Origin of the sequence: Agromyces intestinalis (genome assembly GCF_008365295.1) — a bacterium.
Classification (GTDB): Bacteria; Actinomycetota; Actinomycetes; order Actinomycetales; family Microbacteriaceae; genus Agromyces; species Agromyces intestinalis.
In genome coordinates this window covers 3,441,357-3,458,735 of the sequence record NZ_CP043505.1, presented here as the reverse complement: position 1 = coordinate 3,458,735, position 17,379 = coordinate 3,441,357, and the positions used below count along the sequence as shown (strand labels likewise).

General features: G+C 72.4%; 17 protein-coding genes. 3 read left to right on the top strand and 14 right to left on the bottom strand.

All coding sequences use genetic code 11. The features are described 5' to 3' along the window. The first annotated feature begins 107 nt into the window (after nt 1-107). Entirely contained in the window at nt 108-1,085 is a 978-nt protein-coding gene (locus FLP10_RS15750) for a type IV toxin-antitoxin system AbiEi family antitoxin domain-containing protein (protein ID WP_149161726.1), read from the top strand. 194 nt (nt 1,086-1,279) lie between these two features. On the opposite strand, the gene mutM is transcribed toward FLP10_RS15750, so the two are convergent. From mutM to FLP10_RS15700, 10 genes are all read right to left on the bottom strand, one after another. Then, nucleotides 1,280-2,281 carry a bifunctional DNA-formamidopyrimidine glycosylase/DNA-(apurinic or apyrimidinic site) lyase gene (gene mutM / locus FLP10_RS15745; RefSeq protein ID WP_149161725.1) on the bottom strand — a complete coding sequence of 334 codons (1,002 nt, stop codon included), beginning with the start codon at nt 2,279-2,281 and terminating at the stop codon, nt 1,280-1,282. 1 nt (nt 2,282) lies between these two features. Next, complete coding sequence (gene rnc / locus FLP10_RS15740; protein ID WP_246150430.1) at nt 2,283-2,957, bottom strand: ribonuclease III; 675 nt, start codon at nt 2,955-2,957, stop codon at nt 2,283-2,285. Nucleotides 2,958-3,021: 64 nt separating this feature from the next. Beyond that, the gene (gene rpmF, locus FLP10_RS15735; RefSeq protein ID WP_149161723.1) at nt 3,022-3,225 is read right to left on the bottom strand and encodes a 50S ribosomal protein L32; all 204 of its coding nucleotides are present in this window, start codon (nt 3,223-3,225) and stop codon (nt 3,022-3,024) included. Between the two features lie 9 nt (nt 3,226-3,234). Next, the gene (locus FLP10_RS15730; protein WP_149162304.1) at nt 3,235-3,735 is read right to left on the bottom strand and encodes a YceD family protein; all 501 of its coding nucleotides are present in this window, start codon (nt 3,733-3,735) and stop codon (nt 3,235-3,237) included. 112 nt (nt 3,736-3,847) lie between these two features. Continuing rightward, nucleotides 3,848-6,184, bottom strand: coding sequence for a transglutaminase TgpA family protein (locus FLP10_RS15725; RefSeq protein ID WP_168209216.1), 2,337 nt, complete (start codon nt 6,182-6,184; stop codon nt 3,848-3,850). After that, nucleotides 6,174-7,511, bottom strand: a complete 1,338-nt coding sequence (locus FLP10_RS15720) for a DUF58 domain-containing protein (RefSeq protein ID WP_149161721.1) — start codon at nt 7,509-7,511, stop codon at nt 6,174-6,176. The genes FLP10_RS15725 and FLP10_RS15720 overlap by 11 nt, the downstream gene beginning before the upstream one ends. Nucleotides 7,512-7,515: 4 nt before the next feature. Next, a complete protein-coding gene (locus FLP10_RS15715; RefSeq protein ID WP_149162303.1) occupies nt 7,516-8,490 on the bottom strand; it encodes an AAA family ATPase in 975 nt (324 codons plus the stop codon). A 53-nt stretch (nt 8,491-8,543) separates the two neighbouring features. After that, nucleotides 8,544-9,035, bottom strand: coding sequence for a pantetheine-phosphate adenylyltransferase (gene coaD / locus FLP10_RS15710; RefSeq protein WP_149161720.1), 492 nt, complete (start codon nt 9,033-9,035; stop codon nt 8,544-8,546). Between the two features lie 51 nt (nt 9,036-9,086). Next, the gene (locus FLP10_RS15705) at nt 9,087-11,339 is read right to left on the bottom strand and encodes an ATP-dependent DNA helicase RecG (RefSeq protein WP_149161719.1); all 2,253 of its coding nucleotides are present in this window, start codon (nt 11,337-11,339) and stop codon (nt 9,087-9,089) included. After that, nucleotides 11,336-12,229, bottom strand: a complete 894-nt coding sequence (locus FLP10_RS15700) for a tetratricopeptide repeat protein (RefSeq protein WP_149161718.1) — start codon at nt 12,227-12,229, stop codon at nt 11,336-11,338. The genes FLP10_RS15705 and FLP10_RS15700 overlap by 4 nt, the downstream gene beginning before the upstream one ends. 44 nt (nt 12,230-12,273) lie before the next feature. Between FLP10_RS15700 and rsmD the strand changes: the two genes are divergently transcribed. Continuing rightward, entirely contained in the window at nt 12,274-12,870 is a 597-nt protein-coding gene (rsmD, locus tag FLP10_RS15695; protein ID WP_149161717.1) for a 16S rRNA (guanine(966)-N(2))-methyltransferase RsmD, read from the top strand. A 47-nt stretch (nt 12,871-12,917) separates the two neighbouring features. On the opposite strand, the gene thiL is transcribed toward rsmD, so the two are convergent. Then, a complete protein-coding gene (gene thiL / locus FLP10_RS15690) occupies nt 12,918-13,937 on the bottom strand; it encodes a thiamine-phosphate kinase (protein ID WP_149161716.1) in 1,020 nt (339 codons plus the stop codon). 24 nt (nt 13,938-13,961) lie between these two features. On the opposite strand from thiL, the gene FLP10_RS15685 reads away from it, so the two are divergent. Further along, complete coding sequence (locus FLP10_RS15685) at nt 13,962-14,474, top strand: DUF3515 family protein (protein ID WP_149161715.1); 513 nt, start codon at nt 13,962-13,964, stop codon at nt 14,472-14,474. Between the two features lie 93 nt (nt 14,475-14,567). On the opposite strand, the gene FLP10_RS15680 is transcribed toward FLP10_RS15685, so the two are convergent. From FLP10_RS15680 to FLP10_RS15670, 3 genes are read right to left on the bottom strand one after another with little or no spacing between them, the layout of a single operon-like run. Beyond that, nucleotides 14,568-15,659: a D-alanine--D-alanine ligase family protein gene (locus FLP10_RS15680; protein WP_149161714.1), complete on the bottom strand. Its 1,092-nt coding sequence runs from the start codon at nt 15,657-15,659 to the stop codon at nt 14,568-14,570. Continuing rightward, nucleotides 15,559-16,698, bottom strand: coding sequence for an NAD(P)H-dependent glycerol-3-phosphate dehydrogenase (locus FLP10_RS15675; RefSeq protein WP_149161713.1), 1,140 nt, complete (start codon nt 16,696-16,698; stop codon nt 15,559-15,561). The genes FLP10_RS15680 and FLP10_RS15675 overlap by 101 nt, the downstream gene beginning before the upstream one ends. Further along, the gene (locus FLP10_RS15670; RefSeq protein ID WP_149162302.1) at nt 16,688-17,371 is read right to left on the bottom strand and encodes a lysophospholipid acyltransferase family protein; all 684 of its coding nucleotides are present in this window, start codon (nt 17,369-17,371) and stop codon (nt 16,688-16,690) included. The genes FLP10_RS15675 and FLP10_RS15670 overlap by 11 nt, the downstream gene beginning before the upstream one ends. Nucleotides 17,372-17,379: the final 8 nt, after the last annotated feature.

The following is a 17,379-nucleotide window of genomic DNA, read 5'->3' as shown; positions in this document are numbered from 1 at the left end:
CTGCCCCTGCCCCTGCCCCTGCCCCTGCCCCTGCTCTGCCCCTGCCCCTCCCCCTGCCCCCTCATCGGGAACACATTCGAGGATTGGGAGGACGTTCTCGGGAGGGAGTGTTCCCCATCCTCGAATGTGTTCCCGATCCGAGCCGCGGAGTTGGCTCGACCACTCCTCCCCACCCGCGTGAGCGGCTCAACCTGTCCACCATGCCTCGGGTCGGCGCTGCGGCATGCGCCGGATTCGAGACGCTCGGAGGCATGTCGATCCAGCAGCTCTTCCGGATGCACCACGGCCTCGTCACGCGCACGATGCTGCGGGCCGCCGGCCTGAGCAACCATCACCTGCGACGCGCCGTCGCCGATGGCAGCCTGGTCGCGATCGGCCGCGACCGCATCGCGCTGCCGTCGTGCCCGCCCGAACTCGCGCGCGCGGCGCAGATGGGTGCGAAGGTCGCGTGCATCAGCGCGGCAGCGCTCATCGGGCTCTGGGTGCTCGACGACGGACGCCTGCATGTCGTCACGCGCGCCGGCAACGGCCACTTCGCGCCCGACTCGCCCGACGTGCGCGTGCACTGGGCACGTCGCCCGCTGCCCGGTGATTCCCCGGCGATCGAGGGCCTGCACAACGTGCTGCGGCACGTCGCATCCTGTCGCCCGCTCGACGAAGCCGTCGCGGTGTTCGACTCCGCCGTGCGCCAGCACCTCATCTCCCTCGATGAGCTGGCGCGCCTCGCCCGTCTGCGGGGCGGCCGGTTCCGAACCGTCGTCGAGTATGCCAGCGCGCTGAGCGACTCAGGGCTGGAGTCCCTCACCCGCGTTCGGCTCGCACGCGCCGGAATCCCGTGTCGCGAACAGGTGATCATCGACGGTCACCCGGTCGACCTGCTCATCGGGCGGCTCGTCATCCAGCTCGACGGCGGGCATCACACCGGATCCGGTCAGCTCGCCCGGGATCGCGCGCAAGATCGCCGGCTGCAGCGCATGGGATACCGGGTGCTCCGATTCGGCTACGCCGACATCATCCACGATTGGCCGAACACGTTCGCCGAGATCACTGCCGCACTCGCCCACGATCTGCACCGAACGTCATGAGCGTCTCGGCCCCGATCGATCCGGAACACATTCGAGGATCGGGAGGACGTTTCCATGGAGAAGTGTTCCCAATCCTTGAATGTGTTCCCACGGCGCAGGCTGGGAGGGCGAGAGGCGGCGCAGGCTGGGAGGGCGAGAGGCGGCGCAGGCTGGGAGGGCGAGAGGCGGCGTGCAGACCGGACGAGTGGGGGCGCTCAGCGTCGCACGCCGGCGCGCAGGCGCTGGCAGCGCGGGCAGCGGTGGCTCGAGCGGTTCATGAACGCCTCGCGCACGATCGGCGTGCCGCAACGCGGGCACGGGTGGCCCTGCTGGCCGTACACGTTCAGCGAATGCGCGAAGTATCCCGACGCGCCGTTGACGTTGACGTACTGCTCGTCGAAACTCGTGCCCCCCTCGGCGAGCGCCTGCTCGAGCACCGCGCGCACCGCGACGAGCAGGTCACCGACCCGCCGCCCCGAGAGTGACGCGGCGGGCTGCTGCGGATGCATCCGCACCCGCCAGAGCGACTCGTCGGCGTAGATGTTGCCGATGCCGCTGACGACGGTCTGGTCGAGCAGCACCCGCTTGATCTCGCTGCGCTTGCGTGCGAGCACCCCCGCGAATGCCCGGTCATCGAAAGCGGGATCGAGCGGGTCGCGCGCGATGTGCGCGACCTGCGTCGGGATGCTGCGCGCCCACGGTCCGTCGACAGCGCCCGAGTATCCCGCCGGGGCGCCATCGGAGGTGGGCACCATGCGGTCGATCGCCATACCCCCGAACATGCGCTGGTCGTCGAAGTCGACGAGCAGCTCGCCGTGCGTCGGGTGCTCGATGTGCAGACGCACGCGCAGGTGTGTGCCCGGCGCTTCGGGGCCAGGGTGGCCGGGCGTGCGAAGCAGCACCTGCCCGCTCATGCCGAGATGGGTGACGAGGGCGCGCGCCGAGGATGCGCGCGCATCGAGACGTGATGCATCGAGGCCGGATGCCTCGGCGGCACGCGACCCCGAAGCATCCGCGAGTGGCAGCCAGAGGAACTTGCCCCGCCGCACCGCGGCGAGCACGCGCGCGCCGGTCAGGGCCGCCTCGAAGTCGACCGCAACGTGGTCGTGCCGACGCAGCGCGCGCCGATCGAACACCTCGACCGCGGCGACGCGGGCACCGGTCACCGCGGGCGCGAGCCCGGCACGAACGACCTCGACCTCGGGGAGTTCGGGCACGTCAGTCGGCGGCGGCCAGCAGCGTCCACGCCTCGAGCGCGGCGGCCATCTCGGCCTGCTTCTTGCTCGTACCGTCGCCCGACGCGGTGACGAGATCACCGACGGCGACCGTCGCGACGAAGTGCTTGTTGTGGTCGGGACCGCTCTCGGAGACGACGTACACGGGTGCCGGGGCGCCTTTGCGCGCCGCGATCTCTTGCAGGCTCGTCTTCGGATCCATCGCGGCGCCGAACCGCGACGCGTCGCGCATGAGCGGGCCGATCAGCCGCATGACGAGCGCGGTCGCCTCGTCGCCACCGCGATCGAGGTACGTCGCCCCGATGATCGCCTCGACCGTGTCGGCGAGGATCGACGGCTTGTCGGCGCCGCCCGTGAGCGTCTCGCCGCGGCCGAGGCGAATGTACCGGCCGAGCCCGATCGCACGACCCACCTCGGCGAGCGCGACACTCGACACGAGGCTCGCCCGGCGCTTGGCCAGTTCGCCCTCGTCGAGGTCGGGGTGGTCGCGGTAGAGCCGCACGGTGACGGCCTGACCCAGGATCGAGTCGCCGAGGAACTCGAGGCGCTCGTTCGTGGGGATGCCGCCGTGCTCATACGCGAACGACCGGTGCGTGAGCGCGAGGAGCAGGAGGTCGGGATCGAGCCGGACCTGCAACGTCTGCTGCAGGTCGCTCAGCGTCGAACCCTCGGCCTCGGAGCGCTCCGTCGTGGTCACGACCGGTCGTGCGGTATCGCGTCGATCAGACGTCGGCGACCTTGCGGCCCTTGTACTCGAGGAAGAGCGGGGTGCCCGCCGAGTCCTCGACGACCTTCGCGCGGTGCGGAAGGCTGTACGTGACCTTGCCGTTCTCGACGGTCTTCACCAGCGTGGGGACCTCGGCCTTCCACTGCGAGCGGCGGGCGCGCGTGTTGGACCGTGACATCTTCCGCTTGGGAACAGCCATGACTCTCTCTCAATCTCTCTGCGGGTCGGTGTCGGATGCGACATCCGAGCCGTCGTCTCCGGAAGCCTGGAACCCGGCGAGCGCGGCCCATCTCGGGTCGCGCTGCTCAGGGGTGACGAGTTCCGGATGATCGGCCAGACGAAGCCCGGTCTCTGGGTCGAGACCGGGGCAATCCGGCCGGCACACCGGCTGGAACGGCAGTGCCAGCACTACCGCATCCCGAATGAGCGATTCAAGATCCACGTGGTCGTCTTGAACCTCATACTCGAAAGCTTCCCCAGAATTGTACGCGAAAAGCTCCTGGAACTCGACTTCGACGGGCAGGGCGATGTCGATCAGGCATCGTCCACACTCGCCCTCGGCGACGGCGTCGACCTCAGCGGACACGAGAACGCCCTCGTGCACCGACTCGATCCGGACGTCGAGATCGATCTCGGAGCCCTCGCGCACCGCGACGAGTCCCTCGCCGAGCTGTTCGCTCGCCGGCACCGTCAGCCGGGTCTCGCGCATCTCGCCTGGGCGCCCGATCAGGTCGCGCACGTTCAGGGCGAAAGGTCCTTGCTGGCTGCTCACGAGCGTCGATTCTACGCGCGAGCGGCGCCCTGTGGCCCGAATGCGGCGATCACGCCCCCGACGCCGGGCGGCCGATCGTCACGCGTGCCGACCAGGCGCCGAGCAGCGACGCGGGCAGAAGCGTCGCACGCACCCGGTCGACCGGCCTCGCGTCGGCGGCGAGCGCGTGCCGCACCTCGGCGAGCGCCTCGATGAGCTGGTCGGCCGGGTGCGGTGCGGCTGCTCGGGCGAGCTCGGGTCCGTAGCGCTCGCGTTCGACGGCGTCGCGCAGCACCGAGAGCGCCCCGCCCGCATCCTCGGCGAACGCAGGCCGGGCCGCGAGCTCGGCGGCGAACGCCCGAGGAGTGAGGGCCGGCGCGAATCCGGCACCGAGGTCGCGACTGGTCGCGAGCACCTCGTCCCAGGCGGCGATCGCGGGTGATCTGCCCCCGCGGATGCGACGCCGGCGGTTCGCCCGCTGCAGGATGCGCGCACTCGCGGGCACGAGGAGCAGCGCGACGACGAGCACCCCCGCGCCGATGACCCGGAGGGTGAGGTCGGCCGGGTCGGCCGCCGCGGTCGCTCCGGGCGCGGCGAGTCCGCGATCGGGGTCGAGGTCGGGTCGGCCGGTCGCGGCGCCCGGCATCGCCGGAGCGGCGGTCGGCACGGGGCCGACGTTCGCCGTGTCGGGACGCGTATAGCTCGGCACCACCCCACGGCCGGGGGTCGGCTCGAAGGCCACCCAGCCGACGCCGGGGAAGTACAGCTCGGGCCACGCGTGCAGGTCGTGGCTGTCGACCCGCACGACGGTGCGTCCGTCGATGCGCTCGTCGGTCGAGGACCCGGCGGTGTACCCGACCGAAATCCGCGACGGGATGCCGATCTCTCGCGCCAACACCGCCATCGTCGCGGCGAAGTGCACGCAGTAGCCCGACTTCTCCTCGAGGAAGCTCGCGACCACGTCGTACCCGCCGCCGTCGTAGCCCTGCTCGACGGGCGCGTCCGTCGAGTACTCGAACTCGTCGCCGCGCAACCAGTCCTGGATCGCCACCGCCGCGTCGTACTTCGTCGCCGCGCCGGCGGTCACGGCTGCTGCGGTATCGCGGATGACCTGGGGTCGCCCGTCGGAGAGGCCGAGGTTGCGCGTCTCGATGAGCTCGGGGACGACGCCCGAGGCGTCCCGCAGTTGCTCGGCGGTGGGGTCGACGTCGAGGCGGGTGATCCGGTAGCTCTGCCCCTCGGTGCCGGTGTCGACGCTGCGGATCGCCAGCGACGATCGCTCCCAGTACCAGGAGCCGCGCAGGTTCTCGACGCGAGACGTCGGGTACGGCGCCGGCAGCCAGTTCGTGCTCAGCGTATCGACCCTGACGTCGATCGTGCGCTCGGCGGTCTCGACCTCGTCGCTCAGGCCGATGGGGTGGGGCAGCATGTCGACGCTGTTCTCGCTGTCGACGCCCTCGAGCGAGGCGCCCCAGACCTCGCCGCGGAACCGGTCGATCGTGAGCAGGCGGAAGTACGGCCGGTCGGCATCGGGCGAGGTGTAGTGGAAGGCCGGGACGGGTGCGGGCCGGCGCAGGTCGCGACCCAGGTCGATGAACGGGCTGACTCCGCGCGAGAACAGCGATCCCGCGCCCGATTTGCCGAAGAGCTCGCTCTGCGAGATGCTCGGCGTCGCCGTGGCGAGCACGACCGCGGCGACCAGCCCCACGGCGGCGACCCCGACGGTCGCGGCCAGCGTGGACACGATCGGCACCCGGCGCGGCCCCTCGACGACCGGCGCATCCTGCTCGGGACCCGCCTCGAGACGCGACCGGCGTCGCACGCGCACATCGATCCGCAGCAGCACGAGGAATGCCGCCGCCGTGGCGAGCAGGTTCTGCGGCTGCGCGCCGTCATCCACGATGAATCCCGGGATCGTCACGGGAACCAGCGCGGGCACCGCCGCGAGTGCCGGCATGCGCCCGACCTGCACCGCCAGGTCGGCGACGATGGTGAGCACGCCGGTGCCGACCGCGAGCGCGAACAGCAGCGCGGGCACCGCGATCGCCGGCGGCGCCTGCTGCTGGATGGTGCGGCCCGCGCCCTCGAGGAGCGCGCCGAACTGGCCGAAGGTCTCGAACGTCGGCACCACGAGCAGGAATCCCGACGAGCCGCCGAAGACGAGCGTGAGCTGGGCGAGGAACACGCCGACCTCCGCGACCGGCACGAGCGCCGTCGGCGCCCCGAGCGCACGCGCACCGAGCCCGGCCGCGAGCACACCCGCCGCGATGAACGCGCACAGCCACCACCACCCGCTGCCCGAGATCAGGGGGCCGAGCGAGGTGATCGCCGCCGACATGAGCAGCATGGTGCCCCCGGCGAGGGCGGCGCGACGCCCGATCGGCAGGCGGGCGGGGTCAGGATGCATCGGAGCCGCCCCCGTTCGTCCGCGTCCGGCCCCGGGTTCCTCCGATGCCCGCCCACGCGTCGGCGATGTCGGCCGCGCGGCGAACCCGCGTGACCTGCCAATCGGCGTCCTCGAGCAGCCGCACCATCGAAGGGCGCACCGACTCCAGTACGAACGCGACCGCCGGCGACAACGCCGGTCGCAGCGCGACGAGCTGGGCGACATCGGACGCATCGGGGTCGACGAGCACCGCGTAGCCGGGCATCCGCCCCTCGACCGGGGTGCCGGCCGCCGCGACCGGGCCGCCCCCGCCGCCCACCGCTCGGGCGTGCCCGCGGTCCTCCGCCTCGAGCCGGGCGAGGTCCTCGAGCAGCACTCGGTCGCCGCCGGGCATGCGGTACCCGGCGGTCGCGCCCGTGTCGACGGCGCCGCGCGTCGGGTCGGCGACGCGGTCGACGCGCAGGCGGAACCCCTGACCGAGCAGGTGCACGCCGATCGACGCGACCAGCTCGATCGCGAGTTCGAATCCCGCGTGCCGTGCGCCGTCGCCGGTGCGGGCGACCCCGCCCGGTCCGGCGTCGACGAGGATCCTCGCCTCGGGGTCGCCGCGCTGCTCCTCGTCGCGCACCATGAGCTCGCCGCGACGTGCCGTCGCCGGCCAGTTCACGCGGCGCAGCGGGTCGCCGTAGCGGTACTCGCGGGCGATGAACTCGTCGGAGTTCGGATGCGTGCGCCGCTGCAGGCCGTGCAGCACGCCGTCGAGCGAGGCGCCGGTGCCGGTCATCGGGTCGAGGCGCGTCACCCGCGGGGTCACGACGAGTTCGTGCGCCCCGTCGACCGGGCGCATCGCGCGCGCGAGTCCGAACGGGTCGGTGGTCGTGACCCGCAGCGGCCCGATCGCGAAGACGCCGCGCCACGGGGTCGGCATCCGGTACGAAAGCCGCGCGAGGTCATCGCCGCGCGGCGCGATCCGCTCGTGCGCGCCGAGTGCGGGAAGCACCGCTTCGGGGGGCGTGTGCATCGCCGAGGGCGCGGTGTCGCTCCACATCGCCCCGTCGAGGGTGCGCGAGCTGCGATTGCGCACCTCGACGCGCACCTCGACCGTCGATCCCGCCGAACCCACGTGCGGAGTGAACGCGCGACGCACGGCGAGTTGCGGCATGCGCACCCCCACGAACGCCAGCGCGGCCAGCGGCACCGCGATCGCGGCGAACGCGAGCAGCAGCACGTCGCGCAGGTCGAACCACAGCGCGACAGCGACCAGCACCACCCCCACCACGACCAGCGTGCCGCCGCGCCCCGTCAGCCGGGGCAGCGATGCGGCGCGGCCGGGGCTCGGGCGGGACATCCGTTCAGTCCTTCCGGGTACTGCCCACCGGCACCGGCGTGTCGGCCACGATGCGTCGGACGATCGCGTCGGTCAGCGGACCGGCGTCGTGATCGTGCCCGCCGACCGCCCGGCTGGTGGGGATCAGCCGGTGCCCGAGCACCGGCACGGCGAGCGCGTCGATGTCGTCGGGCAGCACGAAATCGCGGCCGTGCATCGCCGCGTGCGCCTTCGCGGCGCGGATGAGCTGGAGCGTGGCTCGCGGGCTCGCCCCGAGGCGCAGCTGGCGGTCGTCGCGCGTGGCACGTGCCAGCCCGACCGCGTACTCCTTCACCGCGGGCGAGGTGTACACATGGTGCACGGCGACGATCATGTCGCCGAACTCCTCGAGGTCGACCACGGCGCCGATGTGGTCGAGCGGGCTCGACGTCTCGCGCGTGGCGAGCATCGACAGCTCGTCGCCCGCCGACGGGTAGCCCATCGAGATGCGCGCCATGAACCGGTCGCGCTGCGCCTCGGGCAGCGGGTAGGTGCCCTCCATCTCGACCGGGTTCTGAGTCGCCATCACGGTGAACGGGTTCGCGAGCCGGTACGTGGTGCCGTCGGCCGTGACCTGCCGCTCCTCCATGCACTCGAGCAGCGCCGACTGGGTCTTGGGGCTCGCACGGTTGATCTCGTCACCGATCACGAGGTTCGCGAACACGGGCCCGGGCTTGAACTCGAATCGCCGGGTGGCCTGGTCGAACACCGAGACGCCCGTGACGTCGCTCGGCAGCAGGTCGGGCGTGAACTGGATGCGGCTCACCGTGCAGTCGACCGATCGGGCGAGCGCCTTGGCGAGCATCGTCTTGCCCACGCCGGGCACGTCCTCGATGAGCAGGTGCCCCTCAGCGAGCATGACGGTGAGCGCCGCGGTGATCGCCTCGCGCTTGCCGCTGATCACAGCCTCGACGTTGAGCACGACGCGGGCGGCGCGCGCGCCGACGTCGTCGATCGGCATCACAGGCCGTTCGTCGACCTCGGCGACTCCCCCGGCGGACGGGCCCACGTCGCTCACGGCAGCCTCGCTCCGGCCAGGTACTCGACGACCGCGTCGGGCACGTAGGGCGAGACGTCGCCGCCGAGCGAGGCGACCTGCCGCACGAGCGAGCTCGAGACCAGCGCGTGCGCCGGATCGGGCAACAGGAAGACCGTCTCGACGCCGGCGAGATGCCGGTTCACGATCGCCATCGGCGTCTCGTAGGCGACGTCGACCTGCGACCGGATGCCCTTCACCAGCACCGAGGCGCCGACATCGCTGCAGTAGTCGACGAGCAGGCCCATGCTCCAGGATGCGACGACGATGCGCCCCGGGATGCCGGCGTCGGAGATCGCCTGCTCGATGAGCGCGACCCGCTGCGCAATGGGCAGCAGAGCGTTCTTGTCGGGGTTGTGCACGACGACGACGTGCAGTTCGTCGTACAGCGAGGCGGCACGCTCGATCACGTCGAGGTGGCCCAGGGTCACTGGGTCGAACGAGCCGGGAACGACGGCGATCCGCTGCATGCGTCCAACTGTAATGCCCGAACCGCGCGTCGGGAGGGGTGCCTCGAACTCTCAGCCCTTGTTCAGGAATCCACCGGTCTCGTCGTCGAGGCGGCGGCGCACGGCGGCGGCGAGCGCGGCGTGTTCAGCGAGCGCCGGGTCGGCGTCGACGACCTCGCGCGCCAGGTCGCGGGCGTCGGCGATGAGGTCGCCGTCGCGCACGACGCGCAACAGCTTCAGCGAACTGCGACCGCCCGACTGGCTCGAGCCGAGCACGTCGCCCTCCTGGCGCAGCTCGAGGTCGACCCGGGCGAGCTCGAAGCCGTCGAGGGTCGCCGCGACCGCCTCGACCCGCTGCAGCGCCACGGATCCGGGCGTCGCCCGGGTGACGAGCAGGCACAGCCCGGGTACCGAGCCCCGGCCGACCCGGCCGCGCAGCTGGTGCAGCTGCGAGACTCCGAACCGGTCGGCGTCGAGCACGACCATGGCGCTCGCGTTCGGCACATCGACGCCGACCTCGATGACGGTGGTCGCTACGAGCACGTCGATCTCGCCGGCGGCGAAGGCCCGCATGAGCGCGTCCTTCTCATCGGCGGCCATGCGCCCATGCAGCGGCTCGACCCGCAGGTGCGCGAAGCGCGGGTGGGCGCGCAGTTCGGCGAGCACGGTCGACACGGATGCCTCGGGCACGGCGTCGGCAGGAGCATCCGCCGACCCGGCCGGCCCACCCGACCCGGCCGGCCCACCCGACCCGGCCGGCCCCCCTGCGCCCTCGGGAGCGAGCTCGTCGCCCTGCTCGGCGTGCGCCGGGTCGATCGCCGGGCACACCACGAACCCCTGCCGGCCGAGCCCCACCTCCTCGGCGAGCCGCTCCCACACGCGCGAGCGCCAGCCCGGCTTCAGGGCGAGCGGCACGACGTGGCTCTCGATGCCGGCGCGCCCCGCCGGCAGTTCGCGGATGGTCGACACGTCGAGGTCGCCGAACACGGTCATCGCGACGGTGCGCGGGATCGGGGTGGCCGTGAGCACGAGCACGTGCGGCGGATGCTCGCCCTTCAGCCGCAGCGCCTCGCGCTGGTCGACCCCGAACCGGTGCTGCTCGTCGACGACGACCAGCCCGAGGTCGGCGAACGACACCCGGTCGCCGATGAGGGCGTGGGTGCCGACGACGATGCGCGACTGGCCTGCGGCGGCCCGAAGCAGCGCGCGCCGGCGCTCGGCAGCCGGGAGTTGGCCCGTGATGAGCGTCGGCACGAGCTCGGCGGCTAGATCGGGGCCGAGCACCTTCGCGATCGACCGCAGGTGCTGCGCGGCGAGCACCTCGGTGGGAGCGAGCAGCGCCGACTGCCCGCCCGAGTCGGCGACCGCCAGCATCGCGCGCAGCGCGACGAGCGTCTTGCCGGAGCCGACCTCGCCCTGCACGAGCCGGTTCATCGGCACCGGCTCGGCGAGGTCGTGGGCGATCTCGTCGCCGACCGCGGTCTGATCGCCGGTCAGCGGGAACGGCAGCGCCGCGTCGAATCGCGCCAGGAACCCGCGCTCAGCGGGCCGACGCGCCGTGGTCTCGCGCGTGCGCAGCTCGGCGCGCCGCTGCAGCAGGGCGGTCTGCAGCACGAATGCCTCGGTGAACCGCAGCGTGCGCCTTGCCGCCTTCCAGTCGGCCTCACGGTCGGGCCGATGGATGCGCGCCAGCGCGTCGCGGTGCGCGAGCAGCGACCTCGCCGACCGCACGTCGGAGGGGATCGGATCGTCGATCGGCCCGAGTCCCTCGAGCACGAGGGCGATCGTCTTCTGCACCTGCCAACTCGCGATCGTCGAGGTCGCGGGATAGATCGGAATCGGCGCCTCGGCCCACCGTTTGGCCTCGGGCGAGGCGGCATCGACGATTTCGTCGAAGAGCTCGTAGTCGGGGTGCGCAAGCTGGCGAACCCCCTTGTACGCGCCGACCTTGCCGGCGAACACGCCCTGCCGGCCGGGCCGCAGCTCGTTCGCGCGCCACTTCTGGTTGAAGAAGGTGAGGGTGAGGATGCCGGTGCCGTCGGAGATCTTCGCCTCGACGATCGAGCCCTTGCGCTGTCGCATCGACCGCTCGGTGACCTCGAGCACCTCGGCGACGATCGTGACGTTCTCGTCGAGCGGCAGGGACTCGAGCGCGGTCAGCTCGCCGCGCATCGCGTATCGGCGCGGGTAGTGGGCGAGCAGGTCGCCCACGGTGCGATACCCGAACGCGCGCTCGAACGACTGCGCGGTGCGGCCGCCCAGCACGCCCGTCAGACGCGTGTCGAGGGTGAGCGCGCCGACGGGGGTCGGGGCCTCGGCGGTCATGCCTCGATGGTAGGCCCGGCCTCCGTCACGCGGGATGCTCCACCGGATGCCTCGCCCGAGGGTGCGGCGGAGGCTGCACCGGAAGCCGTAGCCTGCGCCGCGTCGTCGACCTGCGCCAGGGCGTCGAGCTCGACGCGCACCCACGGGTCGTCGGGGCGCACGAGCACGAGCTCGCGCTGCACGGCGAGCGCCTCTTCGATGCGCCCGAGGGAGCGCAGCGCCCGCCCGACCGACCAACGGGCGACCTGCTGCTGCTCGAGACTGCCGAAGCGGTCGGCAGCGGCCACCGCGAGCTCGAACTGGGCGAGGCCAGCCTCGGCATCGCCGCCGTCGTGCAACGTCCAGCCGAGGTTGTTGTGCAGGGCCACGCCCCAACGCAGCACGCGCGGGTCGCGCTCGGCGGCGAGCAGCTCGAGCCCCTGCTCGGCCCACTCCTGCTCGTGCCCGGCGTCGTGCAGGGCGAGCATGTGCACGGCGTCGAGGGCGAGGAAGGTCGAGCCGGCATGCACGGCGCCCCGCACCGCACGGGTGAGGGCGGCCAGGGCCTCATCGATGCGGCCCGCATCGGCGAGCAGCCGCCCGCGTTCGAGTTCGACGCGGCTGTCGAGCTCGGCCGTCTCGGCGGGGTCACCGCCCGCCTCGGTCGTATCGATCCGGTCGAGCGCCTCGAGCGCCTCGGCGGTACGCCGCTGGATGCCGAGCGCCCGCGCGACCTGGGTCGCCATCACCGCACGCAGGTGCGGCGAGGTCGACTCGTCGGCCGCGGCGGCGCGGAACCGCGCCTCGCTGGCGATCGGATCGGCGAAATCCCACAGTCGGTCGATCGCGCGTTGTTCGTACCCCCGGTGACGGGCCGGGTCGGCGTGCACCTGCTCGGTCGTGTCATCCACGCTTCCATCATGTCAGGCCCGCCGAGGACTATGCTGCCGGGAGCATGACCCGGATCATCTCAGGCTTCGCCGGCTCGCTCGCACTCCGCGTGCCGCGCTCGGGCACCCGACCGACGAGCGACCGCGTGCGCGAGGCGATCTTCTCCGCGCTCGAGTCGCGCGACCTCGTCGACGGCGCTCGGGTGCTCGACCTGTACGCCGGGTCAGGCGCGCTCGGCCTCGAGGCTGCCAGTCGCGGCGCGGCCGAGGTGGTGCTCGTCGAGCGGGCGAAGCAGGCCGCCGATGTCTGCCGGGCCAACGCCGACGCGGTGCGGCGGGCGGCCCCGCGCAGCGGAACACCGACGATCCGCGTCGACGCGCGCCCGGTCGCGGCGCACCTCGAGCAGTCGGAGGTCACGGCAGACCTGGTGTTCCTCGATCCGCCGTACGACCTCGGCGAGCCCGAGCTGGCGCGCGACCTCGTGCTGCTCGTTCCTCGGCTCGCGCCCGATGCGGTGGTCGTGGTCGAGCGCAGCTCGCGCTCGCCCGAGCCGACCTGGCCGACCGGCCTCGAACCCGCCAGGCGCCGTGACTACGGCGAGACCACGCTGTGGTGGGCCGACGCGATTCACGACGTCGCCGACACGACCGACGCCTCCTGACGCTGCGCAGCGGTGCACGACGGCGCGCCGCGCGCCGACCGCGCGGCTCAGCCCGCCCGGCCGTCCCATCCGGCGTACGGATCCCAACCGATCGCGGCGACGTCGACACCGTCGAGCAGCACCGCGGGCTCCCCCGCGACCACCCGGCCGACGACCGTGAACGGCTCGGGCAGTGCGACGCCCGGCGGAAACGCCGCGAGCAGGCCGTGGTCTTCGGCACCCGCGAGCGCGAGGCGCGGATCGCCACCCAGGGATGCGCCGACGAAGTCGATCGCGACACCGCTGGCCTGGGCGATGCGCAACGCATCGCGCGCGAGCCCGTCGGACACGTCGAGCATCGCGGTCGCGCCGGCGAGCGCGGCGGCGACGCCGGCCGCCACCGGTGGCGCGGGCGCGAGCTGGGCGGCGACCTCGATCGGATGCTCCGCCCGCACGTGTGCGGCCGCGACGGGATCGGGCTCGCCCGAGGCATCCGTCGCCCGATCGAAGAGCAACCTCAGGCCGCGCGCGGCGAGCCCTCGATCGCCCGCGTGCGCGACCGTATCGCCGGGACGTGCGCCCGAGCGCAGCACCGGCGCGCGACCCTCGAGGTCGCCGAACGCGGTGACCGCGATGGTGAGCACCGTCGAGGCCGACAGGTCGCCGCCGACGACCCCCGCACCGGGCGCGAGCCGCTCGAGCCCGTCGCGCAGGCCGTCGGCGATGCCCTCGAGCACCACGACCGGCGTCGACGGCGGCGCGGCGATCGCGACCACCAGTGCGGTCGGCCGCGCGCCCATCGCGGCGACATCGGTCAGGTTCGTGGCCGCGGCCTTCCAGCCGAGGTCGTGCGGGCTCGACCACGCGAGCCGGAAGTCGGGACCGTGCACCATGAGGTCGGTCGTCACGACGTAGCGCCCGTCGGCCGCGGCGAGCACCGCCGCATCGTCGCCGGGACCGAGCAGCGCCGCGTCGCCCGAGACGAGCCGCGGCAGCACACGCGCCAGCACGGCCGACTCGCCGAGCGAGGCGATGGTCTCGAGCCGTGGGTCGCGATCGTCGCGCTCGTCGCGCCCAGCCGTCTCCATGCGTTCCACGCTAGCCTGATCGGGATGCCCCGCCAGCTCACGTCCCGTTCCTCGCGCGTCGCGCGCACGGCCGCGATCCTGCTCGTCGCTTCGGCGGGCACGGCCCTGCTCTCGGGCTGCAGCCGCGCCGTCTCGCTCGAGGCGGCCGACGGCGCTGCGGATGTCGCGTGCGCCGACGTGGTCGTGCGCCTGCCCGACGCCGTCGCCGGGCTCGACCAGCGCGAGACCGACGCCCAGGGCACCGGGGCGTGGGGCGACCCCGCCGCGGTGCTGCTGCGCTGCGGCGTCGCCGCCCCCGGCCCCACCGACCTCGAGTGCGTCTCGTTCGACGGCGTCGACTGGATCATCGATCCGGCTGACGCCCCGAACTACCGGTTCACGACCTACGGGCGCACGCCCGGCGTCGAGGTGATCGTCGACTCCGAGCAGGTGTCGGGCACGACGGTCATCGCCGACCTCTCGACCGCAGTGTCGGCCGTGCCGGCCGATGGCGGCTGCACGTCGCCCGACGACGTCACCGACGCCGTCGACGGCTGAGCCCGTTCGCGACGCCGCGACGCCGCCGCAGCGCGGTCGTGCGTGGCGTGCTCGACCGCTCAGCGCGCCCGACCGCTCAGCGCGCCCCGCCGCTCAGCGCGCCTCGCGCGCGAACCCGACCTCGATCAGCTCGGTGATGAGCTCGGGATACGCGAGACCAGACCGCAGCCAACAGGTCGGGAACATCGAGATCGGCGTGAAGCCCGGCATCGTGTTCACCTCGTTGACCACGAACCCGGCGTCGGTGAGGAACACGTCGACCCGCGCGAGCCCCTCGCCCCCGATACCCTCGAACGCGCGTCGGGCGACCCGCTGCAGCTCGAACAGCTCGCCGTCGCCGAGTTCGGCCGGGCACACCAGCTCGACCCCGGGCACATCGAGGTACTTCGCCTCGAAGTCGTAGAACTCGCGACCGGTGACCAGGATCTCGCCGGCGACGCTCACGCGCGGCGCCTCGCCGTCTCGCCCGCCGAGCACCGCGACCTCCAGCTCGCGCCCGACCACCGCCTGCTCGACGAGCACGGTGCGGTCCTCCGCGAACGCCACGTCGAGCGCGGCATCAAGCTCGGCCCAGTCGGCGACCTTCGTCACCCCGACCGAGCTGCCCGCGCGCGACGGCTTCACGAACACCGGCAGCCCGAGGGAGTGCACGCGGCGCGTCCAGAGTTCGGGGTCGGCCGCGAGCGCGGCCCGCGTGAGCGTCACCCACGGCGCCACCTCGAGCCCGGTTCCCTCGAGCACGGTCTTGGTGACGTGCTTGTCCATGCCGATCGCCGAGGCGAGCACGCCGTTGCCGACGTACGGCAGACCGACGAGCTCGAGCAACCCCTGCACCGTGCCGTCCTCGCCGAACCGACCGTGCAGGATCGGGAACACCACATCGACGTCGCCGAGCGAACGTTCGCCCGAACCATCCGTGACGCGCAGCTCGCGCGAGGCCGCGCTCTCGGGCCAGCTCACGCGCGTGCCGTTGTCGACCACCTCGGGAAGGCTCGCCGGGTCGAGTGCGAACCGGGCCGGGTCGTCCTGTTCGAGGACGAACGCGCCGTCGCGGGTGATCCCGACCGGGATGACCTCGAACCGGCTACGGTCGATCGCCCCGAGCACCCCGCCCGCCGTCGCGCAGCTGATCGAATGCTCGCTTGAGCGCCCGCCGAACAGCAGAACCACCCTGCGCCTGGTCATCGAGAGTCCTTTCGCCCTTGGGCTCGTCATCGGTCGTGAGGTGGGGTGCGATGTCCTTCGGATCCATCGTCCCGGCGAGGACCTGCCTCACCTGCTCGACGATGGGCATCTCGACGCCCTTCGCCCTCGCGAGCTCCAGGACCGGCCCGACGCTCGCCAGCCCCTCGGTGGTCTGCTGCATCTGCTTCACCACGTCGGCGAGCCGATACCCCTGCCCGAGCAGGCGACCCGCGGTGTTGTTGCGGCTGAGGGGCGACTGGCTCGTCGCGATCAGGTCGCCCAGGCCTGCGAGGCCGGCCAGGGTGTCGGGGTGCGCGCCGTAGGCGACCGCGAAGTCGGTCATCTCGACGAGGCCTCGTGTGATGATCGAGGCCTTCGTGTTCTCGCCGTAGCCGACGCCGTCGACGATGCCGATCGCCACCGCGATCAGGTTCTTGAGGACGCCGCCGAACTCGGTGCCGATGACATCGGTGTTCACGAAGCTGCGGAAGTAGCGGTTGCGCGCGACGGAGGCGACGGCCTGCGCCGTCTCGAGGCTATCGGATGCCACGACGGCCGCCGTGGGCTGCTCCTTCGCGATCTCGAGCGCGAGGTTCGGTCCGCTGACGACTGCGATCTGGGCCGGGTCGATGGGCAGCACCTGCGCGATCACTTCGCTCATGCGCAGGCCGCTCGACTTCTCGACGCCCTTCATGAGCGAGACGATCGTCGCATCGGCGTGCAGGTGCGGGGCGGCCAGCTTCAGGTTGTCGCGCAGCGACTGGCTCGGCACCGAAACGTACACCTGCTCGGCTCCGGCGAGCGCCAGGTCGAGCCGGCTCGTCGCGCGCAGGTTCATCGGCAGATTGACGCCCGGGAGGTAGTCGCTGTTGCGCTTGCCCTCCTGGATCTCGCGGGCGAGCTCGGGTCGGCGAGCCCAGACGACGACATCGGCGCCGCCGTCGGCGAGGATCTTCGCGAACGTCGTGCCCCAGCTGCCGGCGCCGAGGACGGCGACGCGCTTGCCCGTGCCTCGTCGCGCGGGGGGTCTATTCCTCAAGGCGCCCGGTCTCTTTCTGGCCGTGCTGCAGCGGATCCCAGCGCCGGGCCGGCGCGGGTTCGCCACGGAGTTCGGCGAGCAGCATCGCGATCGCGTCCATCAACTCGGCCGTGGCCGCGGTGAGCGTCGCCTGGTCGAGCGGTCGGCCTCGGTAGGCCGACAGATCGAGCGGCTCGCCGATGATGACGTCGACGGTCTTGCGCGGGAACAGGCTGATCTTCTTGCCGTAGCGCGGCATGATCGCCTGGGTGCCCCAGTGGGCGGACGGGATCAACGGGATGTCGCGCTCGAGCGCGATGCGCACCGCACCCGTCTTGCCGCGCATCGGCCACAGATCGGGGTCGCGAGTGAGCGATCCCTCGGGGTAGACGATGACCATCCGGCCCTTCTCGACCAGGTCTTCGGCCGAGCGGATCGCGGTGTGCCCCGTCGATCCGTGCCGCTCGACAGGGATCTGCCCCGATGTGCGCAGGAACCAACCGACCACGGGGACCTTGAACAGAGACGCCTTCGCGAGGAACCGCGGCAGGCGCCCCAGCTTCCAGCTCGCGACACCCATGACGAGCGGATCGATCTCGCTGTAATGGTTCGGCGAGAGCACGAAGGCGCCCTGCAGCGGCAGCTTGCCGTGGAAGCGGTACTTCACGCCGAGGTTCCAGATCGGGAGGATCAGCGCGGCGA